Origin of the sequence: Streptomyces sp. NPDC088794 (assembly GCF_044750545.1) — a bacterium.
Lineage (GTDB): Bacteria > Actinomycetota > Actinomycetes > Streptomycetales > Streptomycetaceae > Streptomyces.
Window position 1 is genome coordinate 31,083 of the sequence record NZ_JBIVKB010000013.1, and the last position, 23,008, is coordinate 54,090.

The 23,008-nt window shown below is 68.9% G+C and carries 22 protein-coding genes; 19 read left to right on the plus strand and 3 right to left on the minus strand.

The features are described from left to right. The first annotated feature begins 84 nt into the window (after nucleotides 1-84). Together ACIP6U_RS31585 and ACIP6U_RS31590 are read left to right on the plus strand one after the other, a co-directional pair. A complete protein-coding gene (locus tag ACIP6U_RS31585; protein ID WP_280877878.1) occupies nucleotides 85-987 on the plus strand; it encodes a tRNA (adenine-N1)-methyltransferase in 903 nt (300 codons plus the stop codon). Nucleotides 988-1,276: 289 nt separating this feature from the next. Beyond that, entirely contained in the window at nucleotides 1,277-1,846 is a 570-nt protein-coding gene (locus tag ACIP6U_RS31590; protein ID WP_401724892.1) for a hypothetical protein, read from the plus strand. Between the two features lie 58 nt (nucleotides 1,847-1,904). Here the strand turns inward: ACIP6U_RS31590 and ACIP6U_RS31595 are convergent, their stop codons facing one another. Next, nucleotides 1,905-2,210 carry a ferredoxin gene (locus ACIP6U_RS31595; RefSeq protein ID WP_401724895.1) on the minus strand — a complete coding sequence of 102 codons (306 nt, stop codon included), beginning with the start codon at nucleotides 2,208-2,210 and terminating at the stop codon, nucleotides 1,905-1,907. A gap of 243 nt (nucleotides 2,211-2,453) precedes the next feature. Between ACIP6U_RS31595 and arc the strand changes: the two genes are divergently transcribed. The 6 genes from arc (at nucleotide 2,454) to prcA (ending at nucleotide 8,602) form a co-directional block, all read left to right on the plus strand. Then, a complete protein-coding gene (gene arc, locus ACIP6U_RS31600; RefSeq protein WP_401724898.1) occupies nucleotides 2,454-4,220 on the plus strand; it encodes a proteasome ATPase in 1,767 nt (588 codons plus the stop codon). Between the two features lie 244 nt (nucleotides 4,221-4,464). After that, nucleotides 4,465-5,976, plus strand: coding sequence for a depupylase/deamidase Dop (gene dop / locus ACIP6U_RS31605; protein WP_401724900.1), 1,512 nt, complete (start codon nucleotides 4,465-4,467; stop codon nucleotides 5,974-5,976). A gap of 155 nt (nucleotides 5,977-6,131) precedes the next feature. After that, nucleotides 6,132-6,347: a ubiquitin-like protein Pup gene (locus ACIP6U_RS31610; protein WP_030606474.1), complete on the plus strand. Its 216-nt coding sequence runs from the start codon at nucleotides 6,132-6,134 to the stop codon at nucleotides 6,345-6,347. A gap of 115 nt (nucleotides 6,348-6,462) precedes the next feature. Beyond that, nucleotides 6,463-6,975 (plus strand): endonuclease VII domain-containing protein, encoded by a 513-nt coding sequence (locus tag ACIP6U_RS31615; protein ID WP_401724903.1) that lies wholly within the window; start codon nucleotides 6,463-6,465, stop codon nucleotides 6,973-6,975. Continuing rightward, nucleotides 6,927-7,772: a proteasome subunit beta gene (gene prcB, locus ACIP6U_RS31620; protein ID WP_401724906.1), complete on the plus strand. Its 846-nt coding sequence runs from the start codon at nucleotides 6,927-6,929 to the stop codon at nucleotides 7,770-7,772. Before ACIP6U_RS31615 ends, prcB begins: the two co-directional genes overlap by 49 nt. Before the next feature lie 71 nt (nucleotides 7,773-7,843). Further along, entirely contained in the window at nucleotides 7,844-8,602 is a 759-nt protein-coding gene (gene prcA, locus ACIP6U_RS31625; protein ID WP_401724909.1) for a proteasome subunit alpha, read from the plus strand. Between the two features lie 81 nt (nucleotides 8,603-8,683). Here prcA and ACIP6U_RS31630 read toward each other — a convergent pair whose 3' ends face one another. After that, entirely contained in the window at nucleotides 8,684-9,700 is a 1,017-nt protein-coding gene (locus ACIP6U_RS31630; protein WP_401724912.1) for a LacI family DNA-binding transcriptional regulator, read from the minus strand. A 116-nt stretch (nucleotides 9,701-9,816) separates the two neighbouring features. Between ACIP6U_RS31630 and ACIP6U_RS31635 the strand changes: the two genes are divergently transcribed. The 11 genes from ACIP6U_RS31635 (at nucleotide 9,817) to ACIP6U_RS31685 (ending at nucleotide 21,275) form a co-directional block, all read left to right on the plus strand. Continuing rightward, nucleotides 9,817-11,076 carry an MFS transporter gene (locus ACIP6U_RS31635; protein ID WP_401724915.1) on the plus strand — a complete coding sequence of 420 codons (1,260 nt, stop codon included), beginning with the start codon at nucleotides 9,817-9,819 and terminating at the stop codon, nucleotides 11,074-11,076. A gap of 9 nt (nucleotides 11,077-11,085) precedes the next feature. Continuing rightward, entirely contained in the window at nucleotides 11,086-12,447 is a 1,362-nt protein-coding gene (pafA, locus tag ACIP6U_RS31640; RefSeq protein ID WP_124002698.1) for a Pup--protein ligase, read from the plus strand. A 135-nt stretch (nucleotides 12,448-12,582) separates the two neighbouring features. Beyond that, nucleotides 12,583-13,596: an FKBP-type peptidyl-prolyl cis-trans isomerase gene (locus ACIP6U_RS31645; RefSeq protein WP_401724919.1), complete on the plus strand. Its 1,014-nt coding sequence runs from the start codon at nucleotides 12,583-12,585 to the stop codon at nucleotides 13,594-13,596. A gap of 61 nt (nucleotides 13,597-13,657) precedes the next feature. Then, on the plus strand, nucleotides 13,658-14,029 hold the full coding sequence (locus ACIP6U_RS31650; RefSeq protein WP_401724922.1) for an FKBP-type peptidyl-prolyl cis-trans isomerase: 372 nt from the start codon (nucleotides 13,658-13,660) through the stop codon (nucleotides 14,027-14,029). A gap of 130 nt (nucleotides 14,030-14,159) precedes the next feature. After that, complete coding sequence (locus tag ACIP6U_RS31655; RefSeq protein ID WP_401724924.1) at nucleotides 14,160-15,113, plus strand: helix-turn-helix transcriptional regulator; 954 nt, start codon at nucleotides 14,160-14,162, stop codon at nucleotides 15,111-15,113. Nucleotides 15,114-15,131: 18 nt separating this feature from the next. Then, nucleotides 15,132-16,196: a helix-turn-helix transcriptional regulator gene (locus ACIP6U_RS31660; RefSeq protein ID WP_401724927.1), complete on the plus strand. Its 1,065-nt coding sequence runs from the start codon at nucleotides 15,132-15,134 to the stop codon at nucleotides 16,194-16,196. Then, nucleotides 16,193-16,501 carry a hypothetical protein gene (locus ACIP6U_RS31665; RefSeq protein WP_401724929.1) on the plus strand — a complete coding sequence of 103 codons (309 nt, stop codon included), beginning with the start codon at nucleotides 16,193-16,195 and terminating at the stop codon, nucleotides 16,499-16,501. Before ACIP6U_RS31660 ends, ACIP6U_RS31665 begins: the two co-directional genes overlap by 4 nt. Before the next feature lie 19 nt (nucleotides 16,502-16,520). Next, on the plus strand, nucleotides 16,521-16,715 hold the full coding sequence (locus ACIP6U_RS31670) for a hypothetical protein (RefSeq protein ID WP_401724931.1): 195 nt from the start codon (nucleotides 16,521-16,523) through the stop codon (nucleotides 16,713-16,715). Between the two features lie 261 nt (nucleotides 16,716-16,976). Then, complete coding sequence (gene tatA, locus ACIP6U_RS31675) at nucleotides 16,977-17,264, plus strand: Sec-independent protein translocase subunit TatA (protein ID WP_401724933.1); 288 nt, start codon at nucleotides 16,977-16,979, stop codon at nucleotides 17,262-17,264. A 47-nt stretch (nucleotides 17,265-17,311) separates the two neighbouring features. After that, nucleotides 17,312-18,262 (plus strand): twin-arginine translocase subunit TatC, encoded by a 951-nt coding sequence (gene tatC / locus ACIP6U_RS31680; RefSeq protein ID WP_401724936.1) that lies wholly within the window; start codon nucleotides 17,312-17,314, stop codon nucleotides 18,260-18,262. A gap of 160 nt (nucleotides 18,263-18,422) precedes the next feature. Continuing rightward, nucleotides 18,423-21,275, plus strand: coding sequence for a DEAD/DEAH box helicase (locus ACIP6U_RS31685; protein ID WP_401724939.1), 2,853 nt, complete (start codon nucleotides 18,423-18,425; stop codon nucleotides 21,273-21,275). Between the two features lie 72 nt (nucleotides 21,276-21,347). Here ACIP6U_RS31685 and atzF read toward each other — a convergent pair whose 3' ends face one another. After that, on the minus strand, nucleotides 21,348-23,006 hold the full coding sequence (gene atzF, locus ACIP6U_RS31690) for an allophanate hydrolase (RefSeq protein ID WP_401724942.1): 1,659 nt from the start codon (nucleotides 23,004-23,006) through the stop codon (nucleotides 21,348-21,350). Nucleotides 23,007-23,008 lie beyond the last annotated feature (2 nt).

Sequence of the window (23,008 nt, forward strand, 5' to 3'; positions counted from 1 at the left end):
CCGCTTTCTGCGACACCCGCTTTAGGAGAGCGGTGCTCCATCCCAGTGGTCGGTTGACGTCCTAATCGCCGGTAGGCTGTTCACATGTCCGAACCGACCGGTGCCGCCCGCAGGCGCGGGCCCTTCAAGGTCGGGGACCAGGTTCAGCTGACCGACCCCAAGGGCCGCCACTACACGTTCACGCTCGAGGCCGGAAAGAACTTCCATACCCACAAGGGTTCTTTCCCGCATGACGAGCTGATCGGCGCACCCGAGGGCAGCGTTGTCCGCACCACCGGTAACGTCGCCTACCTCGCGCTGCGCCCCCTGCTCCCCGACTACGTCCTGTCCATGCCCCGCGGGGCAGCCGTCGTCTACCCGAAGGACGCGGGGCAGATCCTCGCCTTCGCCGACATCTTCCCCGGCGCCCGCGTCGTGGAGGCAGGCGTCGGCTCCGGCTCGCTCAGCAGCTTCCTGCTGCGCGCCATCGGCGACCAGGGCATGCTGCACAGCTACGAGCGCCGCGAGGACTTCGCCGAGATCGCCCAGCAGAACGTGGAGCGCTACTTCGGCGGCCCGCACCCCGCCTGGCAGCTCACCGTCGGCGACCTCCAGGACAACCTGTCCGACACCGAGGTCGACCGCGTCATCCTCGACATGCTCGCCCCCTGGGAGTGCCTGGAGGCCGTCTCCAAGGCGCTCGTCCCCGGCGGCATCCTCTGCTGCTACGTCGCCACCACCACCCAGCTCGCCCGGACCGTCGAGTCCATCCGCGAGATCGGCAGCTTCAACGAGCCGAGCGCCTGGGAGTCGATGATCCGCAACTGGCACGTCGAGGGCCTGGCCGTCCGCCCGGACCACCGGATGATCGGCCACACCGGATTCCTGCTCACCGCCCGCCGCCTCGCGGACGGCGTCGAGCCGCCCATGCGCCGCCGCCGCCCCGCCAAGGGCGCCTACGGCGAGGACTACTCCGGACCCAACGCCGACGGCGGCGCCGGCCGCTGAGGCGGCCCTGTGCAGCAGTCAACGAACGGGCGCCGCGCCCCAGTTCCCGGACCGACCCGGGAACTGGGGCGCGGCGCCTTCGTATTGACGTGTGACGTGTCCGTTGCGTGTGGGCGCCGCTGTTCCGATGCCTTCGCTCCGACGCCTTCGTATCGACGTGCTGCCGGCCTCCGCGCGCTCCCGGCGAGCCCCGGCGCACTACCTCTGACCCCGCCGTTCCCCCGCACTGTGACGTGTGGCACGATGCAGGCCACCCCCACCGGCACAGCCCTCACAGGAGACACTCCTAGTGCAGCAATCCGCCGTCCCGGAACTGGCACACACGCACACCCGTCCGATCCACTGGGTCGCCACCGCCACGGCAGTCGCCGGCGTGATAGCCCTGTCCTCGGTCCTCCAGCCCAACTCCGCGACGGCCCAGACGGCCGGTCCGGAGACGAAGTCCACCCACGCCACCGCGCCGAATCCCGCGGACGTGCACTTCCCCCTCAGCTGCGGCCCGGTGAAGGCCGTGGTGCGCGAGAAGGCGACCGGAGACCTCGACGGCGACGGCAAACCGGAGACGGTGGCCGTCGTCCACTGCGACTCCGCGATGGGCACCCCGCCCGACGGCGTCTACGTCCTCACCCACGCCGCGGACGGCGGCAAGCCCCGACTCGTGGCCACCCTGGTGGACCCGAAGGACGGCAACACGGTGAGTGACTTCTCGGTGCGTGACGGAGCCGTCCTCGCCACCCTGTTCGGCTACTCGTCGAAGGACACACCCCGCTGCTGCCCGGACGTGAAGGACAGCGTGAAGTGGCAGTGGAAGAACGGCACGTTCGTCCGCTCGACACCCGCCGGTGCCCAGAGCGTGTGACCCACGTCACCAAGGCCTGTGGGAAATCAGACAGACGTGACGTAACGCCCGCCGACCATCACTCCGCGTCCGGCCCGAAGACCTCGACCCTGTCTGAAATGCGCCGTACATGGATGCACTCGCCCGGACACTCCTTCGCGGAGTCCACCACATCCGTGAGAAGCGGCAACGGAACGGGCGTTGTCGCACCCGGAGCCTGCAGCAGTTCCTCGCCCGAGCCCCGCACATAGGCCAGGCCGTCGATGTCCAGCTCGAAGACCTCCGGCGCGTACTGCACGCAGATGCCGTCGCCGGTACACAGGTCCTGGTCGATCCAGACTTCCAGAGCCTCACCGCCGCTTCCGGCCTCCTGCTGCACGCTCATGTCTCCTGCCGTTTAGATGTCGAGCCGACGGGAATCAGGCCAGCTCTGACGGGTGTTGAACACTTCGACCCTACCTCCGGCGGCTTCCCAATCATGTTCGGTGGGTATTCCCCTGGCGTGAGGGAGAGCGCAAGGGTGAAGATCGGACACACCTCGACAGTCTTTGTGATCTAGGGGTTTCAATCGACACCCACCCAGGTAGGGTCTGGAAGCGTCCAGCTCCCCTTGGAGGAGGTGAGGACCGTGGCAGCCCACGACGACGACATGAACCGCGGCATCCGCCCGGGACGAGGGTCCGACGACCCGGCCGGGCAGATTGCCTACCTTGAGCAGGAGATCGCCGTCCTGCGACGCAAGCTCGCCGACTCTCCGCGACACACGAGGATTCTCGAAGAGCGGATCGTCGAGCTGCAGACCAACCTGGCCGGCGTGTCCGCCCAGAACGAGCGACTCGCGAACACGCTCCGTGAGGCCCGCGACCAGATCGTGGCCCTCAAGGAGGAGGTCGACCGGCTCGCACAGCCCCCGGCCGGCTTCGGTGTCTTCCTCGAAGGCAACGAGGACGGCACGGCCGACATCTTCACCGGCGGGCGCAAGCTCCGGGTGAACGTCAGCCCCAGTGTCGAGCTCGACGAGCTCAGGCGCGGCCAGGAAGTGATGCTCAACGAAGCCCTCAACGTGGTCGAGGCCATGGAGTACGAGAGCGTCGGAGACATCGTCACCCTCAAGGAGATCCTTGAGGACGGCGTACGCGCCCTGGTGCAGGGACACACCGACGAGGAGAGGGTGGTCCGGCTCGCCGAGCCACTCCTCGACGTCGTCATCCGTCCCGGCGACGCCCTCCTGCTCGAACCCCGCTCCGGCTACGTGTACGAGGTCGTCCCCAAGAGCGAGGTCGAAGAACTCGTCCTCGAAGAGGTCCCCGACATCGGCTACGAGCAGATCGGCGGTCTGGGCGGCCAGATCGAGATGATCCGCGACGCGGTCGAACTCCCGTACCTCTACCCGGACCTCTTCAAGGAACACGAACTGCGGCCGCCCAAGGGCGTCCTGCTCTACGGTCCGCCCGGATGCGGCAAGACGCTCATCGCCAAGGCCGTCGCCAACTCGCTGGCCAAAAAGGTCGCCGAGGTCACCGGCCAGGCCGCCGGCAAGAGCTTCTTCCTCAACATCAAGGGCCCCGAACTCCTCAACAAGTACGTCGGCGAGACCGAGCGGCAGATCCGCCTCGTCTTCCAGCGCGCACGTGAGAAGGCCAGCGAGGGCACGCCCGTCATCGTCTTCTTCGACGAGATGGAATCCCTCTTCCGCACCCGTGGATCCGGTGTCAGCTCGGACGTGGAGAACACCATCGTCCCGCAGCTGCTCGCCGAGATCGACGGCGTCGAAGGCCTGCAGAACGTGGTCGTGATCGGCGCCTCCAACCGCGAGGACATGATCGACCCCGCCATCCTGCGCCCCGGCCGCCTGGACGTGAAGATCAAGATCGAACGTCCCGACGCCGAGGCCGCCAAGGACATCTTCGCCAAGTACCTCACCGAACGCCTCCCGCTGCACCCCGAGGACCTCGGCGAGCACGGCGGCAGCAAGACGACCACCGTCGAAAGCATGATCCAGACGGCCGTCGAGCACATGTACACGGAATCCGAGGAGAACCGCTTCCTGGAGGTCACCTACGCCAACGGTGACAAGGAAGTCCTCTACTTCAAGGACTTCAACTCCGGTGCCATGATCGAGAACATCGTCGGCCGCGCCAAGAAGATGGCCATCAAGGACTTCCTCGACAACAAGCAGAAGGGCATCCGCGTCTCGCACCTCCTCCAGGCCTGCGTGGACGAGTTCAAGGAGAACGAGGACCTGCCCAACACCACCAACCCGGACGACTGGGCCCGCATCTCCGGAAAGAAGGGCGAACGGATCGTCTACATCCGTACCCTCATCACCGGAAAGCAGGGAGCGGACACCGGACGCTCCATCGACACGGTGGCCAACACCGGTCAGTACCTGTAGAAGACAGGGCGGCTGCGGGTGCCCCCAGTGGGTACCCGCAGCCGACTGCTTTTCAGGCCACGACCGGAACAAAGGCGAGCAAGGCAATGACGCAAATGATCTCCCCACCAGCGCAAAGCCGTTCTAGGCTCTTCGGTACCGCCGAGTCGCGCAGTGCGGGGACGGGCACCGCACACGCACCGGAGCGCCAGCGGTACTTGAGCGACGTCCCCGACCGAGGACGCCGCCGGGCAAGGAGGGCCGCATGACCGTACGGCGAGTAATGGGCATCGAGACGGAGTACGGCATCTCCGTTCCCGGTCACCCCAACGCCAATGCCATGCTCACCTCGTCCCAGATCGTCAACGCCTACGCGGCGGCGATGCACCGGGCCCGACGGGCCCGCTGGGACTTCGAGGAGGAGAACCCGCTGCGCGACGCGCGAGGCTTCGACCTCGCCCGGGAGGCCGCCGACTCGAGCCAGCTCACGGACGAGGACATCGGCCTGGCCAATGTCATCCTCACCAACGGTGCACGGCTCTACGTCGACCACGCACACCCGGAGTACAGCTCCCCCGAAGTCACCAACCCCATGGACGCCGTCCTGTGGGACAAGGCCGGCGAACGCATCATGGCGGAGGCCGCCGAACGCGCGGCCCAACTCCCGGGCGCCCAGCCGATCCACCTCTACAAGAACAACACCGACAACAAGGGCGCCTCCTACGGCACGCACGAGAACTACCTGATGAAGCGGGAGACCCCCTTCTCGGACATCGTGCGCCACCTCACGCCCTTCTTCGTCTCCCGACAGGTCGTCACCGGAGCGGGCCGCGTCGGCATCGGCCAGGACGGACACGAACACGGCTTCCAGCTCAGCCAGCGCGCCGACTACTTCGAGGTCGAGGTCGGCCTGGAGACCACCCTCAAGCGACCGATCATCAACACCCGCGACGAGCCGCACGCGGATGCCGAGAAGTACCGCCGCCTGCACGTGATCATCGGCGACGCGAACCTCTCCGAGATCTCGACCTACCTGAAACTCGGCACCACCGCCCTCGTGCTCTCCATGATCGAGGACGGCTTCATCGCCGTGGACCTGGCCGTGGACCAACCGGTCCGCACCCTCCACCAGGTCTCCCACGACCCGACACTCAAGCGCCTGGTCACCCTCCGCAGCGGCCGCACGCTCACCGCGGTCCAGCTCCAGATGGAGTACTACGAGCTCTCGCGCAAATACGTCGAGGAGCGCTACGGCTCGGACGCGGACGACCAGACCAAGGACGTCCTGGCCCGCTGGGAGGACACCCTCAACCGCCTGGAGAACGACCCGATGAGCCTCGCCGGCGAGCTCGACTGGGTCGCCAAGCGCGAGCTCATGGAGGGCTACCGGCGCCGCGACGGCCTCGACTGGGACGCCGCCCGCCTCCAGCTGGTCGATCTCCAGTACGCCGACGTACGGGCCGAGAAGGGCCTCTACAACCGTCTGGCCGCCCGCGGCCGGATCAAGCGGCTGCTGGGCGAGGAGGACGTCGAACGGGCCCGTACGAAGCCGCCGGAGGACACCCGCGCGTACTTCCGCGGGCGCTGTCTGGAGCAGTACGCGGACGACGTGGCGGCGGCCTCCTGGGACTCGGTGATCTTCGATCTGCCGGGCCGCGACTCCCTGCAGCGGGTCCCAACCCTGGAACCGCTACGCGGAACGCGAAATCACGTCAAGGAGCTCCTGGACCGCTGCCGTACCGCGGAAGACCTGGTCAAGGTGCTGTCGGGCGGCTGAGGGGCACCCGAGGCCGGTGCCGCCCGGCAGGGTGGAAAACCCGGCGGCCGGGAATCATCGAGGTGGTCCCCGTACGTTGTAGGAACTGCGGGGCCGATGTCTGACCCTGCTTGTAGGGTCTGATCAAGAACGTCGAACCGAGCGGGGTGAGGGTTATGGCGACCAAGGACACCGGCGGCGGCCAGCAGAAGGCGACACGCTCTACCGAAGAGGTCGAGGAGGCGCCCGAAGCACAGGCATCCGAAGACCTCAAGGAGCGCCAGGAGAAGCTGAGCGACGACGTCGACTCCGTGCTGGATGAAATCGATGATGTGCTCGAAGAGAATGCCGAGGATTTCGTGAGGTCCTTCGTGCAAAAGGGTGGGCAGTAGGCGCCGTTTTCCTTTGAATCGAAGGTGACGGGGGATGAGGGAAGCCGTAGAGGTTAGGCGTTGCTCGCGGTGCAAGGAGCAGCTGCCTCGATCGGCATTCGCCAGCAACAGGTCGATGCCCGACGGTCTCCAGGCGTACTGCCGGGAGTGCTCAGCCGAGTACTACCGGCAGCGCCAGGAGGCCAAGGGGAAGAAGGTCCGCGAGAAGGTGCCGGTGCCATCCGGCCACAAGCGGTGCCCGCAGTGCGAGGCGGTGAAGCCGCATGCCGATTGGGAACGCAACAGATCTTCGGCGGACGGTTGGTCGAGCTACTGCCGCGAGTGCCGTGCCGAGCGGAACCGGATCAGCTACTTCAAGCGCAAGTACGGTCTCGCGCCGGCGGAGTTGGACGCGTTGATCGCCGATCAGTTGGGCATCTGCTGCATATGCTTGGCGGCCCCTGCCGAACATGTGGATCACTGCCATCAGACGGGTAGGGTCCGAGGCGTACTGTGCTTCAGCTGCAATGCCGCACTGGGGCAGTTCAAGGATCGGCCCGATGCCATAAGGCGGGCTGCTGCTTACGTGGAAGGAATCGCGTGGAAGCCAACACTCGTAGCACCGGGCGTCTACCAGCTGCCTTCCTGACGCCGGGATCCTCGTCCTTCATGGACTTCCTGTCCGACCATCAGCCCGAGATGCTGCCGGGCAGGCGTCAACTGCCGCCCACCCAGGGCGTGATCGAGGCGCCGCACGGCACGACCATCGTGGCCGTGACCTTCCCGGGCGGTGTCGTGCTCGCCGGCGACCGGCGCGCCACGATGGGGAACGTCATTGCCCAGCGGGACATCGAGAAGGTGTTCCCGGCGGACGAGTACTCCGCCGTCGGTATCGCCGGTACGGCGGGCCTGGCCGTCGAGATGGTGAAGCTGTTCCAGTTGGAGCTGGAGCACTTCGAGAAGGTCGAGGGGGCGCAGCTCTCGCTGGAGGGCAAGGCGAACCGTCTGTCGACCATGATCCGTTCCAACCTCGGTATGGCCATGCAGGGCCTGGCCGTGGTTCCCCTCTTCGCGGGGTTCGACGTGGACCGCGACCGGGGTCGCATCTTCTCCTACGACGTGACGGGTGGCCGCTCCGAGGAGCACGGCTTCGCGGCCACGGGCTCGGGTTCGATCTTCGCGCGCGGCGCCATGAAGAAGCTCTACCGTGACGACCTGAACGAGTCGGAGGCCACGACTCTGGTGGTCCAGGCCCTCTATGACGCGGCTGACGACGACTCGGCGACCGGTGGTCCTGATGTCGCGCGCCGGATCTATCCGATCGTCACCGTGATCACTGACGACGGCTTCCGCCGGCTCAACGACGAGGAGTCCTCCGAGATCGCCCGCTCGATCCTGGCGCGACGTCTGGAGCAGCCGGACGGCCCGCGGGCCGCGCTGCTGTAGTCGGCGCGGGGTTTGGGCAAGGTGATCGTGTGAACTCGACGGAACCCTCCGAAGAAAGGGACGGATAGCCGGTGTCGACGCCGTTCTATGTCTCACCCCAGCAGGCGATGGCCGACCGGGCCGAGTACGCCCGTAAGGGCATCGCGCGCGGCCGCAGCCTGGTCGTGATCCAGTACGCCGACGGCATCGTCTTCGTCGGCGAGAACCCTTCCCGTGCGCTGCACAAGTTCAGCGAGATCTACGACCGGATCGGTTTCGCGGCCGCGGGCAAGTACAACGAGTACGAGAACCTCCGTATCGGTGGCGTCCGTTACGCCGATCTGCGGGGTTACACCTACGACCGGGACGACGTGACCGCTCGCGGTCTGGCGAACGTCTATGCCCAGACGCTGGGCACGATCTTCTCCAGTGCGGCGGAGAAGCCGTACGAGGTGGAGCTGGTGGTCGCCGAGGTCGGCGACACGCCTGAGGGTGACCAGATCTACCGGTTGCCGCACGACGGTTCGATCGTGGACGAGCACGGTTCGGTCGCGGTCGGTGGCAACGCCGAGTTGATCAGCAACTATCTGGATCAGCGTCACGAGGAGGGCATGACCCTCGCGGAGGCGTTGAAGCTGGCGGTGCAGGCTCTGTCGCGTGAGTCGAACGGCACGCAGCGAGACATTCCGGCCGAGCGGCTGGAGGTCGCGGTTCTGGACCGTACGCGGCCGCAGCAGCGCAAGTTCAAGCGGATCGTGGGTCGTCAGCTGTCGCGTCTGCTGGATGCGGACGGCTCGGCGACGGCCACGACGGACGACGCTTCCGACGAGGACCCTTCCGAGGAGGAGTGACCCCTCCGAGGGGGGAGTGACACCCGCGTAACCCCGTCCACTGTGTGCCCCGGCCGTCGACACGGCCGGGGCACAGGGCGTTCAGGGGGCGCTGGGGGGCGCTGTGGAGCCGCGTACGACCAGTTCGACCGGGATGTCGCCCGCGTCGGGTGTGCGGCCTTCCAGGACGGCCAGCAGGGCTCGCATGCCGTGTTCGCCGAAGAGTTCGGCGTCCAGTCGTACGGTGGTGAGTTCGGGGTCGAGGGCGGTGGCCAGGGCGAGGTCGTCGAGGCCGGTGACGGAGAGGTCGTCGGGGACGCGCAGGCCCAGGCGCCGGGCGGCTTTGTAGGCGCCGGCCGCGAGTTTGTCGTCGTCGCACACCAGTGCCGTGGGCCGGGGTCCGGGCGCTGCGAGGGCGGTGGAGGCGGCGGTCAGGGCGTCGTCGATGGAGATCGGTGCGCGGACGGTGCGTACGGAGGTGTCGGGCACGGCGCCGACCCGGGTGGCCAGTTCGCGCGCGCGTACCTCGAAGGTCCAGGACGGTACGTCGGCGGCGAGGTGCAGGAAGCGGCGGTGGCCGAGGTCCAGCAGGTGCTCGGCGACCTGTCGGACGCCGTCGGCGATGTCCAGGTTGACCGTGGCGGCGCCCAGGCTGCCTGTGGGGTCGCTGTCGAGCATCACGAGGGGCAGCTGGTCGCCTCGGATGGCCGTGAGGGCGTCCGCGGCCATGGAGGAGGCGATGACGCCGTCCAGGGCCGCCTGGGCGGACGCGAAGGGGTCTCTGGCGGGGCCGATGCCTTCGGGGGAGGGGTAGAGCACGACGCCGAAGCCGTGGTCGGCGGCGACGCGGGCCGCGCCGGTGTAGACGCCGGCGAAGAACTCGGTGGTGAGTGCGGGCACGACGAGGAGCACGGTGCGGGTGCGGCCCAGGCGCAGGTTGCGGGCGGCGAGGTTGGGCCGGTAGCCGAGGTCGCGGGCGGCTTCCCGGACGCGTTCGGCGGTGGTCTCGGAGACCCGGCCCCGCCATTTGTCGCCGAGTACCAGGGAGACCGCGGCCTGGGAGACGCCCGCGGCCTGGGCGACGTCACGGCTCGTGGGGCGGGTGCTGCCTGGTGCCACCGTCGGGCTGCTCCTTCGGCTGGTCCTTCGTCTGGACTGGTGAACAGCGCACATGGTACGTATGAGAGAAGAAGTTATACGTAAAACGTCGACGTTGCGGGTGAGGGGAAGCGGACATGGCTGCGGGATACGTGGAGATCCTCAGGGCTCGGCATGCCGCCCGCCTGCTCGCCGGCACGCTCGTGGGCCGGCTGCCGTGCGCGGTCGCCGCGATCGCCATCGTGCTGTTCGTCCGTTCGGAGGGCGGCACCTACAGCCTCGCGGGCGGGCTCGCCGCCGCGTACGGGGTCGCCAACGCCGTGGGGCAGCCGTTGCTGGGCCGGTTCGTGGACCTGTACGGGCAGCCGCGCGTCCAGCTGCCCGCGGCGCTCGTCTCCGCGCTCGCCATGTCGGCCTTCGCCTTCACGGGCACCGACCCGCTGGCGCTCGCCTACGCGTGCGTGGCGCTCTCCGGACTCTTCACGCCTCCCTTGGAGGGCGGTCTGCGGGCGCTGTGGTCCTCGGTCCTGCCCCGGGAGGGCCAGGTGCAGACGGCGTACGCGATGGACGCCGTCGCCCAGGAAGTCATGTTCACCGTCGGGCCGTTGCTGGTGACCGTGTGCGTGTCGCTGTGGTCGGCGCAGGCGGCGCTGGTGCTCATCAACGTGGTCGGTGTGCTGGGCGCGCTCTCGGTGGTCGTGTCGCCGCCTTCGCGCGCGTGGCGTTCGGCGCCGCGTGAGGCGCACTGGCTCGGCGCGCTGCGCTCGCCGGGACTGCTCGTGCTGCTCGGCGCGTTCCTCGCGGTGGGCATCGCGCTCGGGTCCATCACGGTGGCCGCCGTGTCCTACGCCGACGACCACGGCGGGGACGCGGTGTACGGGTGGCTGATGGCCGGCATCGGGCTGGGCGCGCTCGTCGGGGGTACGGCGTACGGCGCGCGGCAGTGGAGCGGCCCGCCGGAGCGCCGACTGCGGGTGCTGGTAGCCCTTCTGGCGGTGTGTTACCTGCCGCTCGTGCTGACGCCGGGTCCGGTCGCCATGACGGCGCTCACGGCCGTCGCCGGGCTCTTCCTCGCGCCGTGTCTCGCCTGCGCGTTCGTCCTCGTCGACCGGCACGCGCCGCGCGGCACGGTCACCGAGGCGTTCTCCTGGATCGTGACCACGTTCACCGTGGGTTCCTCGGTCGGAACGGGCCTCGCGGGCCCGGTGGTCGAGTGGGGCGGGGCGGTGTGGGGCTTCGTCGTGCCGGGTGCCGCGGGGGCCGTGTCGCTGCTGGTTCTGCTGGCCACCGGACGGGTCCTCGCAGCTCCCGCAGGGGGCGCGGTCGTTGCGGCTTCATCGGAAAATGATCCAAACCGTGCGGTCGAACCCCGTTTCAGCTCAGGGGATCGGGCGTAATGTTCAGTCATGGACCGCCGCATTTTCGGGCTGGAGAACGAGTACGGCGTCACATGTACGTTCAGGGGACAGCGCCGCCTGTCTCCCGACGAGGTGGCGCGGTACCTCTTCCGCCGTGTCGTGTCATGGGGCCGAAGCAGCAATGTCTTTCTGCGGAACGGCGCCCGCCTCTATCTCGACGTGGGATCACATCCGGAATACGCGACACCGGAATGTGACAACGTGACCGAACTGGTCACCCACGACAAGGCCGGCGAGCGCATTCTCGAAGGACTCCTGGTGGACGCGGAACGACGCCTGCACGAGGAAGGAATCGCGGGCGACGTCTACCTCTTCAAGAACAACACCGACTCGGCGGGCAACTCCTACGGGTGTCACGAGAACTATCTCGTCGCCCGGCACGGGGAGTTCTCCCGGCTCGCGGACATCCTCATTCCGTTCCTGGTCACCCGCCAGCTCCTGTGCGGAGCGGGCAAGGTGCTGCAGACCCCGCGCGGCGCGGTGTACTGCGTGAGCCAGCGGGCCGAGCACATCTGGGAGGGCGTCTCCTCGGCGACGACCCGCTCCCGGCCCATCATCAACACGCGTGACGAACCGCACGCGGACGCCGAGCGCTACCGCCGTCTGCACGTCATCGTCGGCGACTCGAACATGTCCGAGACGACCATGCTGCTCAAGGTCGGCGCCACCGACCTGGTGCTGCGCATGATCGAGGCGGGCACCGTGATGCGCGACCTGACCCTGGAGAACCCGATCCGGGCGATCCGCGAGGTCAGCCACGACATCACCGGCCGGCGCAAGGTGCGCCTGGCCAGCGGCCGGGAGGCCTCCGCCCTCGAGGTGCAGCGCGAGTACTACGAGAAGGCCGTGGACTTCGTCGAGCGGCGTGGCATCCGCACCGGCGTCGTGGACCAGGTCCTGGAGCTGTGGGGCCGCACGCTGGACTCGATCGAGGCCGAGGACCTCGACCGGATCGGTACCGAGATCGACTGGGTGATGAAGTACAAGCTCATCGAGCGGTACCGGGCCAAGCACAACATGACCATGTCCCACCCGCGCGTCGCGCAGATCGACCTCGCCTACCACGACATCCACCGTCGGCGGGGTCTGTACTACCTCCTGGAGCGCAAGGGCCAAGCCGCCAGGATCTGCAACGACTTGAAGATCTTCGAGGGCAAGTCCGTGCCCCCGCAGACCACTCGGGCCCGACTGCGCGGCGATTTCATCCGCCGGGCCCAGGAGCAGCGGCGGGACTTCACCGTCGACTGGGTCCACCTCAAGCTCAACGACCAGGCGCAGCGCACGGTGTTGTGCAAGGACCCGTTCCGTTCCGTCGACGACCGGGTGGAGAAGCTGATCGCGGGAATGTGAGTGATGTGAACATCGCGTTCCGGTGACGGACCGGAACGCAACACGGGCGCCGTACGTTTCCAGTGCGGCGCCCTTCGCACGCCGTAGAGTTGCGCGCACGCCATCATCAAGATCGACCGATACGAGGCCTTAACCGTGCGCCGACGCTCCCTACTGATTGCCGTACCCGCAGGACTGGTCACGCTCGCCGGATGCGGTGACGACGACAAGTCCGACTCGAGCAAGGCCAGCGACAGCGCCTCGCCCGCCCCTTCGGATTCGGCCTCCGCTTCCGCGCCGCCGCCACCGAAGATCGTCGACGGTCCGCTGCCGGCCATCACGGCGGGCACGAAGCTGGGCGAGAAGCCGACCGTCGCCAAGGGCACCGGCGATCCGTCGAAGCAGCTCGCGGTCAAGACGCTCATCGCGGGAGGCGGCAAGACCGTCGCGGAGAACGACTTCATCCAGGCCCACTACCTCGGCCAGATCTGGGACACGGCGAAGGTCTTCGACAACTCCTACGACCGCAAGACGCAGTTGATCATCCAGCTCGCCCAGGGCGGCATCATCGACGGCTGGCGCTACGCCCTGACGGGCAAGAAGACCGGCAGCCGCGTCGAGTTCTCCGTACCGCCCACCTGGGGCTACGGCACCGAGGGCAACTCGCAGGCGGGCATCAAGGGCACCGACACGCTGGTGTTCGTCGTCGACATCCAGGACACGTTCAACGGCAAGAGCTCCGCCAAGGGCACCGACGTCGCCCAGAGCGACGCGAAGCTGCCGAAGGTCGGCACCAACACCGACGGCAAGGCGCCCTCCATCGGCATCCCCAAGGGGGACGCGCCCACCAAGCTCGTGGCGGAGTACGTCATCGAGGGCGACGGCGACGAGGTCGCCGCCGACTCCACCGTGCTCGTCCAGTACAAGGGCGTGCTGTGGGACACGGGCAAGGAGTTCGACTCGACGTACAGCCGCAGCGCGCTCACGTCGTTCTCCCTGCAGCAGGTCGTCAAGGGCTGGGCGCAGGGGCTGACCGGCAAGAAGGTCGGCAGCCGCGTCCTCATCGTCATTCCGCCGAGCCTGGGTTACGGCGACAGCCCGCCGGCCGGCAGCGGCATCAAGAAGGACTCCGTGCTGGTCTTCTCGGTCGACATCCTGGCGAAGATGTAACACCGACGGGGTGTAAGACTGTGTGTGTTGCCTTTTCGCAGACAAAGCAGGAGCTAGAGACGTGAGCATCGACAAGCCCGAGATCGACTTCCCGGGCGGCGAGCCCCCGGCGGACCTGGAGATCAAGGACATCTGGGAGGGCGACGGCGAGGTGGCGCAGGCGGGCCAGACCGTCACCGTCCACTACGTCGGCGTGGCCTTCAGCACCGGCGAGGAGTTCGACGCCAGTTGGAACCGCGGCACCCCGTTCCGCTTCCCGCTCGGCGGCGGCCGTGTCATCAAGGGCTGGGACCAGGGCGTCCAGGGCATGAAGGTCGGCGGCCGTCGCCAGCTGACCATCCCGGCCCACCTCGCCTACGGCAACCAGAGCCCGACCCCGGCGATCAAGCCCGGCGAGACCCTGATCTTCGTGGTCGACCTGGTCGGCGTCTGATCGACGGATCCGACCGGACCCGATCAGCCGGGGCCCATGCCTGTCCGGGCATGGGCCTCGGCTTTTGCCGTGCCACCGCGGGGCGGTACGGTCAACGTCCGTAAGCACCATAGGGAGGCGAAGGGCGTCGATGGCCATTGCCAAGGCCGAGCGGCTGATGAACCTGGCGCTGTGTCTGCTCGGGACGCGGCGGCCGCTCAGCAAGCGTGAGCTGCGCGAGTCCATCGAGGCCTATCTCGAAGCCGGCAGCGACGACTCCTTCAACCGGATGTTCGAGCGGGACAAGGACGATCTGCGCGAACTCGGCCTGGTCATCGAGACCGTGGAGAACCTGGACGGCGAGATGGGCTACCTGGCCCGCCGCGACAGCAACAGGCTCCCGCCCATCACCCTCGACGCCGAGGAGGCCGCCGCCCTGGGCCTGGCCGCCAAGGTCTGGCAGCAGGCCCGGCTCGCCGGCGCGGCCAGCGGCGCCCTGCAGAAACTGCGCGCGGCCGGCCTGCCCGAGGACGTCGATCCCTACGAGGCGCACGGCGCCCTGGAGCCCCGTATCCCGGTGCACGAGGTGGCGTTCGAGCCGTTGATGCTCGCCTGCCGCGACCGCCGCCCGGTCGTCTTCGACTACCGCAAGGCGACCGCCGCCCACCCCGAGCCCCGGCATGTGGAGCCGTGGGCCCTCGAGTGCTGGCGCGGCCACTGGTACCTGGCCGGCTGGGACCGCGACCGCAGTGCCGAGCGGGTCTTCCGACTCTCCCGGATCACCGGCCGGGTGCGCAGCCGCAGCGGACAGTTCACCGCCGAGATCCCCGATGTGGTCACCGTCCGGGAGACCGTGGCCAGTTGGGCGGGGGAGAACGCCGACCGGTCCGCGCTGATCCGGCTGCGTACGGGCTCCGGTTACCCCCTTCGGGCGAAGGCCACCTCGGTGCGGGAACTCGGCGACGGCTGGGACGAGTTGGAGATTCCGTACGGGCACGGGCTGGACGCCTGGCTGGTGGAGTTCGGGCCGGACGTGGTGGTGCTGGAGCCGGCCGAGCTGCGCGCGGACGTGGTGGACCGGCTGCGCGCCGTGGCCAAGGGCTGAGGGGGAGCGGACAACACAGTGGCAGGAAAACCGGTCAGGCCGGCAAGCGCGATCGACCAGACCCGGCGGATGCTCTCGCTGGTGACGTATCTGCGGGAGCGGCCCGGCGCGCGCGTCGAGGACGTCGCCCGCGCGTTCGGGATCACCGAGGACGAGCTGGTCTCCGACCTCGACGTGCTGCCCATGTGCGGCACCAGCTTCCGGGGCGGCGACCTCCTCGACATCGACACCGACGGCGACCGCATCTGGTGGCACAACCCCGCCGCCCTCGGCGAGGAGGCGGCCGAGCCGCTGCGGCTGGCCGCCGACGAGGCGACCGCGCTGCTGGTGGCGGGCCGGGCCGTGTCCACCCTGCCGGGGCTGCGCGAGAGCGACCGGCAGGCGCTGCTGCGGGCCACCGCCAAGGTGGAGACCGCGGCCGGCGAGGCCGCGGGCGCCAGCTCCCGCCTCTCGGTGACCTTCGAGGCCGAGGGCGGCGTCTTCGCGGACGTCGACCGGGCCATCTCCGAGCGCCGCCGGCTGTGGATCCGCTACTACTCGCCGGCCCGCGACGAGCTCACCGAGCGCGAGATCGACCCCATCCGCCTGGTCAGCGTCGGGCACACGTACGTGGAGGCCTGGTGCCGCCGCTCCGAGGCGCGCCGCACCTTCCGGCTCGACCGGGTCGCCGAGATCCGCATCCTGGACGAGCCGTCCGCGCCGCCCGAGATGGAGCTCCGGGACCTGTCGGAGGCGCTGGTGCAGCCCGCCGCCGAGGACCCGGAGGTCGTCGTGGAGGTGGGCCCGGGCGGGCGCTGGGTCGCCGAGTACTACCCGCACGACAGTGCGGATGAGCTTCCGGACGGCGGGCTGCGTATTACTCTGCGCACCCCCGACCCGACCTCTCTGCGACGCCTGGCGCTGCGGCTCGGGCGCGACGGCCGCATCGTCTCGCCGCACGACCTCGCCGACAGCGCCCGCCAGGCGGCCCGGGAGGCGCTGGCGGCGTACGACGGCGTCGAGGCGCAGGGCCCGCGGGGCGCCGGCACGGTTCAGGACGGAACCTTCGACAGGCACCACGACAGGCAGGAGCAGGGGCTTTGAGCGAGTCGTCGATGTCTGGTGTGCAGGACAGGGACGTGCAGGAGATGTCGGTTGCGTCGGCCTTCGCGGGGATGAGGAGCGTCGCCCCGGTGACGTTCCGGGCCGGCTGCCCGGAGTGCCGGGGCAGTTTCGAGCTCGCCGCGAGCGCCCTGCGCCTGGCCATCGGCGCCACCAGCCGCACCACCTTCTACTCCTTCACCTGCCCCGACTGCGACAGTCTGGTGCGCAAGCCGGCGGGGGAGCGGATCGTCGAGCTGCTGACGGGCGGCGGGGTCAAGACCCTGCGTCTGCACTCCGCCCTCTAGACCCTCTAGGCTCGCCTCCATGTTCTGGCCGATGTTCGCGGTAGCTGTGGGTTTTCTGGGCCTCGCGGTCCTCGGAGTGCTGGCCGTGCGGGTCTTTGTGGAGGCGCGGCGACTGGGACTGCAGGTGACGGAGGCCGCGCGCCGGATCAACCGGGCCGCCGAGGACCTGGAGAAGGCCGCGGTGAGCACCGCGCGCACTGTCGACTCTCTGTGAGCCCCACTGTGCGGGGCGTGTGAGTCGTGCGCCGGAGGCGTTTTGGGTCACTTCGGCCTGTCACCCTTGGCACTGTGGCAGGTACGCTGCTGGTCGCGGCCCGGCGAACGAGGCGCGGACCGCGGACCGGGAGTACGCACGGGGATTGCCTCACGTTTACCCCTGAGCGTTACGATCGCTGTCAGCACGGTTGATCGGACAGATGTCCGACCGATCGGACAGCACCCCCACCCAGCCGCCTCGGTGAGAAGGTAAAGACTTATGTTCGGAAGGCTCGGAGCCCCCGAGATCATTCTCATCCTCGTCGTCATCATCCTGCTCTTCGGCGCGAAGAAGCTTCCGGACATGGCCCGTTCGCTCGGCAAGTCCGCGCGCATCCTCAAGAGCGAGGCCAAGGCGATGAAGGACGAGGGCAACAACAGCTCCGCCCCCGCCCAGGCGCCCACCACCGGCGAGCAGACGCAGGCGCCGCGCACCATCCAGGCCTCTCCCGGAGACGTGACCAGCTCGCGTCCGGTCACCGAGCCGACGGACACCACGAAGGCCTGATGCCGGGCCGGTGACCTCCGGCCCGCCGCACGAGATGGGAACGTGGGTTGCTGAAGCCTGCCCGCAAGAAGGAGAGGGACCCCGAGGGGCGGATGCCCCTCGCGGAACACCTTCGTGAGCTCCGCAACCGGCTCGCGAAGGCGATGCTGGCCATCGTCATCGTCACGGCCGTGGCTGCCTTCTTCTACAACGACATCGTCAACATCATCACCAAACCGGTGCTGGATTCGATCGGGTGCGGCAAGACCTTCGAACAGTTGGCGAACTCCGGCGACAAGACCAAGCAGTGCGCGCAGATCACGATCAACGGTCTGCTGACGCCGTTCACGCTGGCTCTGAAGGTGTCGCTGATGGCCGGTGTCGTGCTGGCCTCCCCGGTGTGGCTCTACCAGCTGTGGGCCTTCGTCGCCCCCGGCCTGCACCGGCACGAGCGCAAGTACGCCTACGCGTTCGTCGGCACCGGCGTCCCGCTGTTCCTCGGCGGCGCCTACTTCGCCTACCGGGTGCTGCCCACCACGGCGAAGGTGCTCATCGGCTTCACGCCGCAGGACGTCGACAACCTGCTGCCGCTGGACGACCTGCTCGACCTGGTCACCCGCATGGTGCTGGTCTTCGGCCTCTCCTTCGAACTGCCACTGCTGCTGATCATGCTCAACCTCACCGGGGTGCTGACCGGCAGGCGGATGCTCGGCTGGTGGCGCGCGATGATCATGGGCATCACCGTGTTCGCGGCCATCGCGACACCGAGCACGGACCCGCTCACCATGCTGGCGCTCGCCGGGCCGATCTGGGTCCTGTACTTCGCCGCGGTCGTCTTCTCGCTCGTCAACGACCGGCGCAAGCGCCGCCGCGAGGCCGAGGGCCCGGACGACGACGAGGCCTCCGACCTGGACCTCACCCCCGAGGACATCGGCGAGATCGAGACCGTCTCCGCCAGCCGCGCACTGCCCGAGCAGACGAGCACGGACCGGGTCAACGGCTACGACGACGTGACCTGACGCTCTCTCAGTCACCCTCACCGCGAAAGCGGCCGGGGCGCCCACCGGGCGCACCCGGCCGCTTTCGCGTCGGGGCCGGGCACACCGGTCGCCGTGAGCAGTTCCCGCTCCGGGCGCTGAGCTGCGGGGATCCGGGGTTTGCCAGGGGTGGATACGGATAATGATCGTCCTGTTGTCAGTGGGGCCCGGTACGCTCGAAAGCACGATGACAGAGGACCTCTCACCGGCCGAGCGGTACGCGGCTGCCCGCAGTCGCGCTGCCGAGCAGGCCACCGCGCTCGCCGACTTCCGCGAGATGTACGACTTCGGCCTCGACGCCTTCCAGATCGAGGCCTGCAAGGCGCTCGAAGCCGGCAAGGGCGTACTGGTCGCGGCTCCCACCGGCTCCGGCAAGACGATCGTGGGCGAGTTCGCCGTCCACCTCGCCCTCCAGCAGGGCAAGAAATGCTTCTACACGACACCCATCAAGGCGTTGTCGAACCAGAAGTACGCCGACCTGTGCCGCCGCTACGGCGCGGACAAGGTCGGCCTGCTCACCGGCGACAACAGCGTCAACTCCGAGGCACCGGTGGTCGTGATGACCACCGAGGTGCTGCGGAACATGCTGTACGCGGGCTCGCAGACCCTCCTCGGCCTCGGCTACGTGGTCATGGACGAGGTGCACTACCTCTCCGACCGCTTCCGCGGCGCCGTATGGGAAGAGGTGATCATCCACCTGCCGGAGTCCGTGACCCTGGTGTCCCTGTCGGCGACCGTGTCGAACGCCGAGGAGTTCGGCGACTGGCTCGACACCGTCCGCGGCCACACCGAGGTGATCGTCTCCGAACACCGGCCCGTGCCGCTGTTCCAGCACGTGCTCGCCGGACGCCGGATGTACGACCTCTTCGAGGAGGGCGAGGGCAGCAAGAAGGCCGTCAACCCCGACCTCACACGGCTGGCCCGCATGGAGGCGCAGCGCCCGTCCTACCAGGACCGCAGACGCGGCCGTTCCATGCGCGAGGCCGACCGCGAGCGGGAGCGCAGACAGCGCTCGCGGGTGTGGACCCCGAGCCGCCCCGAGGTCATCGAGCGCCTCGACTCCGAGGGCCTGCTGCCCGCCATCACGTTCATCTTCAGCCGCGCCGCCTGCGAGGCCGCCGTACAGCAGTGTCTGTTCGCCGGTCTGCGGCTCAACGACGACGAGGCGCGGGAGAAGGTCCGCGCCATCGTCGAGGAGCGCACGGCGTCCATCCCGAACGAGGACCTGCACGTCCTCGGGTACTACGAGTGGCTGGAAGGCCTCGAGCGCGGCATCGCGGCCCATCACGCGGGCATGCTGCCGACGTTCAAGGAGGTCGTCGAGGAACTGTTCCTGCACGGGCTCGTGAAGGCCGTCTTCGCGACCGAGACCCTGGCGCTCGGCATCAACATGCCCGCGCGCTCGGTGGTGCTGGAGAAGCTCGTCAAGTGGAACGGGCAGGAGCACGCCGACATCACCCCCGGCGAGTACACGCAGTTGACGGGGCGCGCGGGCCGGCGCGGCATCGACGTCGAGGGTCACGCGGTCGTGCTGTGGCAGCGCGGCATCAGTCCCGAGCACCTCGCGGGCCTGGCCGGCACGCGTACGTACCCGCTGCGCTCCAGCTTCAAGCCGTCGTACAACATGGCGGTCAACCTGGTCGAGCAGTTCGGGCGGCACCGCTCGCGTGAGCTCCTGGAGACGTCCTTCGCGCAGTTCCAGGCCGACAAGTCGGTCGTCGGGATCTCGCGGCAGGTGCAGCGCAACGAGGAGGGCCTGGAGGGCTACAAGGACTCCATGACCTGCCACCTCGGCGACTTCGACGAGTACATGAGCCTGCGCCGCGAGCTCAAGGACCGTGAGAACGAGCTGGCCAAGCAGGGCGCGGTCGAGCGGCGGGCCGAGGCGGCTGTGGCGCTGGAGAAGCTCAAGCCGGGAGACGTCATCCACGTCCCCACCGGCAAGTACGCGGGCCTGGCGCTGGTGTTGGACCCGGGGCTGCCGGCCGGCCGGTCCAACGGCCACCGCGGCTTCGAGCACCACGACGGGCCGCGCCCGCTGGTCCTGACCGCCGAGCGGCAGGTCAAGCGGCTCGCTTCGATGGACTTCCCGGTGCCGGTCGAGGCATTGGAGCGGATGCGGATCCCGAAGTCCTTCAACCCGCGCTCACCCCAGTCACGTCGGGACCTCGCCTCCGCGCTGCGCACCAAGGCCGGGCACATCCCGCCGGAGCGGGCCCGCAAGAAGCGGGCCCAGGCGGCGGACGACCGCGAGATCGCTCGGCTGCGTACGGCGATCCGGGCGCATCCGTGCCATGGGTGCAACGACCGTGAGGATCACGCGCGGTGGGCCGAGCGGTATCACCGGCTGATGCGGGACACCTCGCAGCTGGAGCGGCGGATCGAGGGCCGGACCAACACGATCGCGCGGACCTTCGACCGGATCGTGGCGTTGCTGACCGAGCTGGACTATCTGCGGGGTGACGAGGTCACCGAGCACGGCAAGCGGCTGGCGCGGCTGTACGGCGAGTTGGATCTGCTGGCGAGTGAATGTCTGCGGGCGGGTGTGTGGGAAGGGCTCGGGCCCGCCGAACTCGCCGCGTGCGTTTCGGCGTTGGTGTACGAGGCGCGGGTCGGGGACGACGCGATGGCTCCCAAGGTGCCGTCCGGCAAGGCCAAGGCCGCGCTGGGGGAGATGGTGCGGATCTGGGGGCGGCTCGATGCGCTTGAGGAGGACTTCCGGATCAGTCAGACCGAGGGGGTCGGGCAGCGGGAGCCTGATCTCGGGTTTGCCTGGCCTGCGTATATGTGGGCTTCCGGGAAGGGGCTGGATGAGGTTCTGCGGGAGGCTGAGATGCCGGCCGGGGACTTTGTGCGGTGGTGCAAGCAAGTGATCGACGTGCTGGGGCAGATTTCGGCGGCTTCTGCGGCGGAGGGGTCGACTGTGGCGAAGGCTGCGCGTAAGGCGGTTGATCAGTTGTTGCGGGGTGTGGTCGCCTACTCGTCTGTTGGGTGACCTGATTCGTTGGCGGGTGCGGGTGGATTGTGGCTGGTCGCGCAGTTCCCCGCGCCCCTGGCGGCGTTGCCCTTAACCCCGGTCCAGAAATGAGCGCCAACCTCCGTACCGGGTGATGTCCTCGGCGTTCGTCAGTGCCGTCGGTTCGCACAGGAAGCCCGGGACGCTTGTGCCGTCCGCCAACTCCACACTGCCCAACACCATCGGGCGAGGCAGAGCCGTCAGTAGGCGGCCCAAGCCCTCTGCCGGGAGGTGCCAGATCTCCGTTTCGATCGACGCACCGCTCTCCTCGCCGACGTGGACCAAGCCCGGCTTCGGCGGGGTCGTCGCGAGGGCGTGCAGGCGGTAGACCGGGGCCGTGGTCGTCGTGCGGTCCAAGTGGGCGCCCAAGGACAGGAGTTGGGGGTTCAATGGCTGGCCCGACAAGTGGGCGCCGACCACCGCGATGCGCGTCTCCGGCTCCAGCAGGCGCGCGATGGTGCTCAGGCGGTCCTCCGTGAAGGCCGGGCCGATCAGCATGACGCCGAAGGGGAGGCCGTTGACCTCGCCTGATGGGACGGATACCGCTGACAGGTCGAAGAGGTTGGTGGAGTTGGTGAAGCGGCCCAGGCGGGCGTTGGTGGCCAGGGGGTCGGCGGCTACCTCGGCCAGGGTCGGGTGGCCCGGGGTCGTCGGGAGCAACAGGGCGTCCGCGTCCGCCAGTTCGGCGAGGGCGCGAGAGCGGAGTGCGGCCAGGCGGTCCAGGTCCGTGTAGAGGCGGTGGGCCGGGATGTCGCGGGCTCGGGTGATGATGCCGGCGACCGTGGGGTCCAGGCCGTCGACGCCGTCTGCGATCGCCTTGTCGACAAAGCTCCCCACTGCCGTGTAGCGCTCGGCCACGAACGCGCCCTCGTACAGCATCGCGGCCGCCTCCGTGAAAGCGGTGAGGTCGAGGGTGCGGATGTCCGCTCCCGCTGCCATCAGTCGGGCCACGGCCGCCTCGTACGCCTCAGGCCAGCCCTCGTCCAGTTCGCCCAGTTGGCCGGGGGAGGGGATCGCCACGCGCCACGGGCCCGGGGTGCGCTGGGGGAGCGGAGGGAGGTCCCGGGTCGGTGGGGTCGTCATGAACGACAGGGCCTGTTCGGCCTCCGGGAGGGTGCGGGCGAAGACCGTCACGCAGTCCAGGGACGCGCAGGCCGGGACCACGCCCTCCGTCGGGACCAGGCCGCGGGTCGGCTTGATGCCGACGATGCCATTGAAGGCGGCCGGGACCCGGCCCGAGCCCGCCGTGTCGGTGCCGAGGGCGAAGTCGACGATGCCCAGGGCCACGGCGACCGCCGAGCCGGAGCTGGAGCCGCCGCTGATCCGGGTCGGGTCGACGGCGTTGCGGACGGCTCCGTGCGGTGAGCGGGTGCCGACCAGGCCGGTCGCGAACTGGTCGAGATTGGTCGTGCCGAGGACCAGTGCGCCGGCCGCCCGGAGGCGGGCCACGACCGGCGCGTCCGTCTCCGGGGTGTACGCGTACGCCGGGCAGCCCGCGGTGGTCGGGAGGCCGTGTACGTCGATGTTGCCCTTGGCGGCGAACAGGCGCCCGGCGAGAGGGAGTCGCTCGCCGGATGCCACTCGCTCGTCGATCGACCGGGCCTCGGCCTCGACCTCCGCGCGGGGGCGCAGGTCGATCCAGATCTCCGGGCGGTCCACGGCCGCGATGCGGTCGTACGCGGCGCCTGCCCGGGACACTGTGCTGGACATAC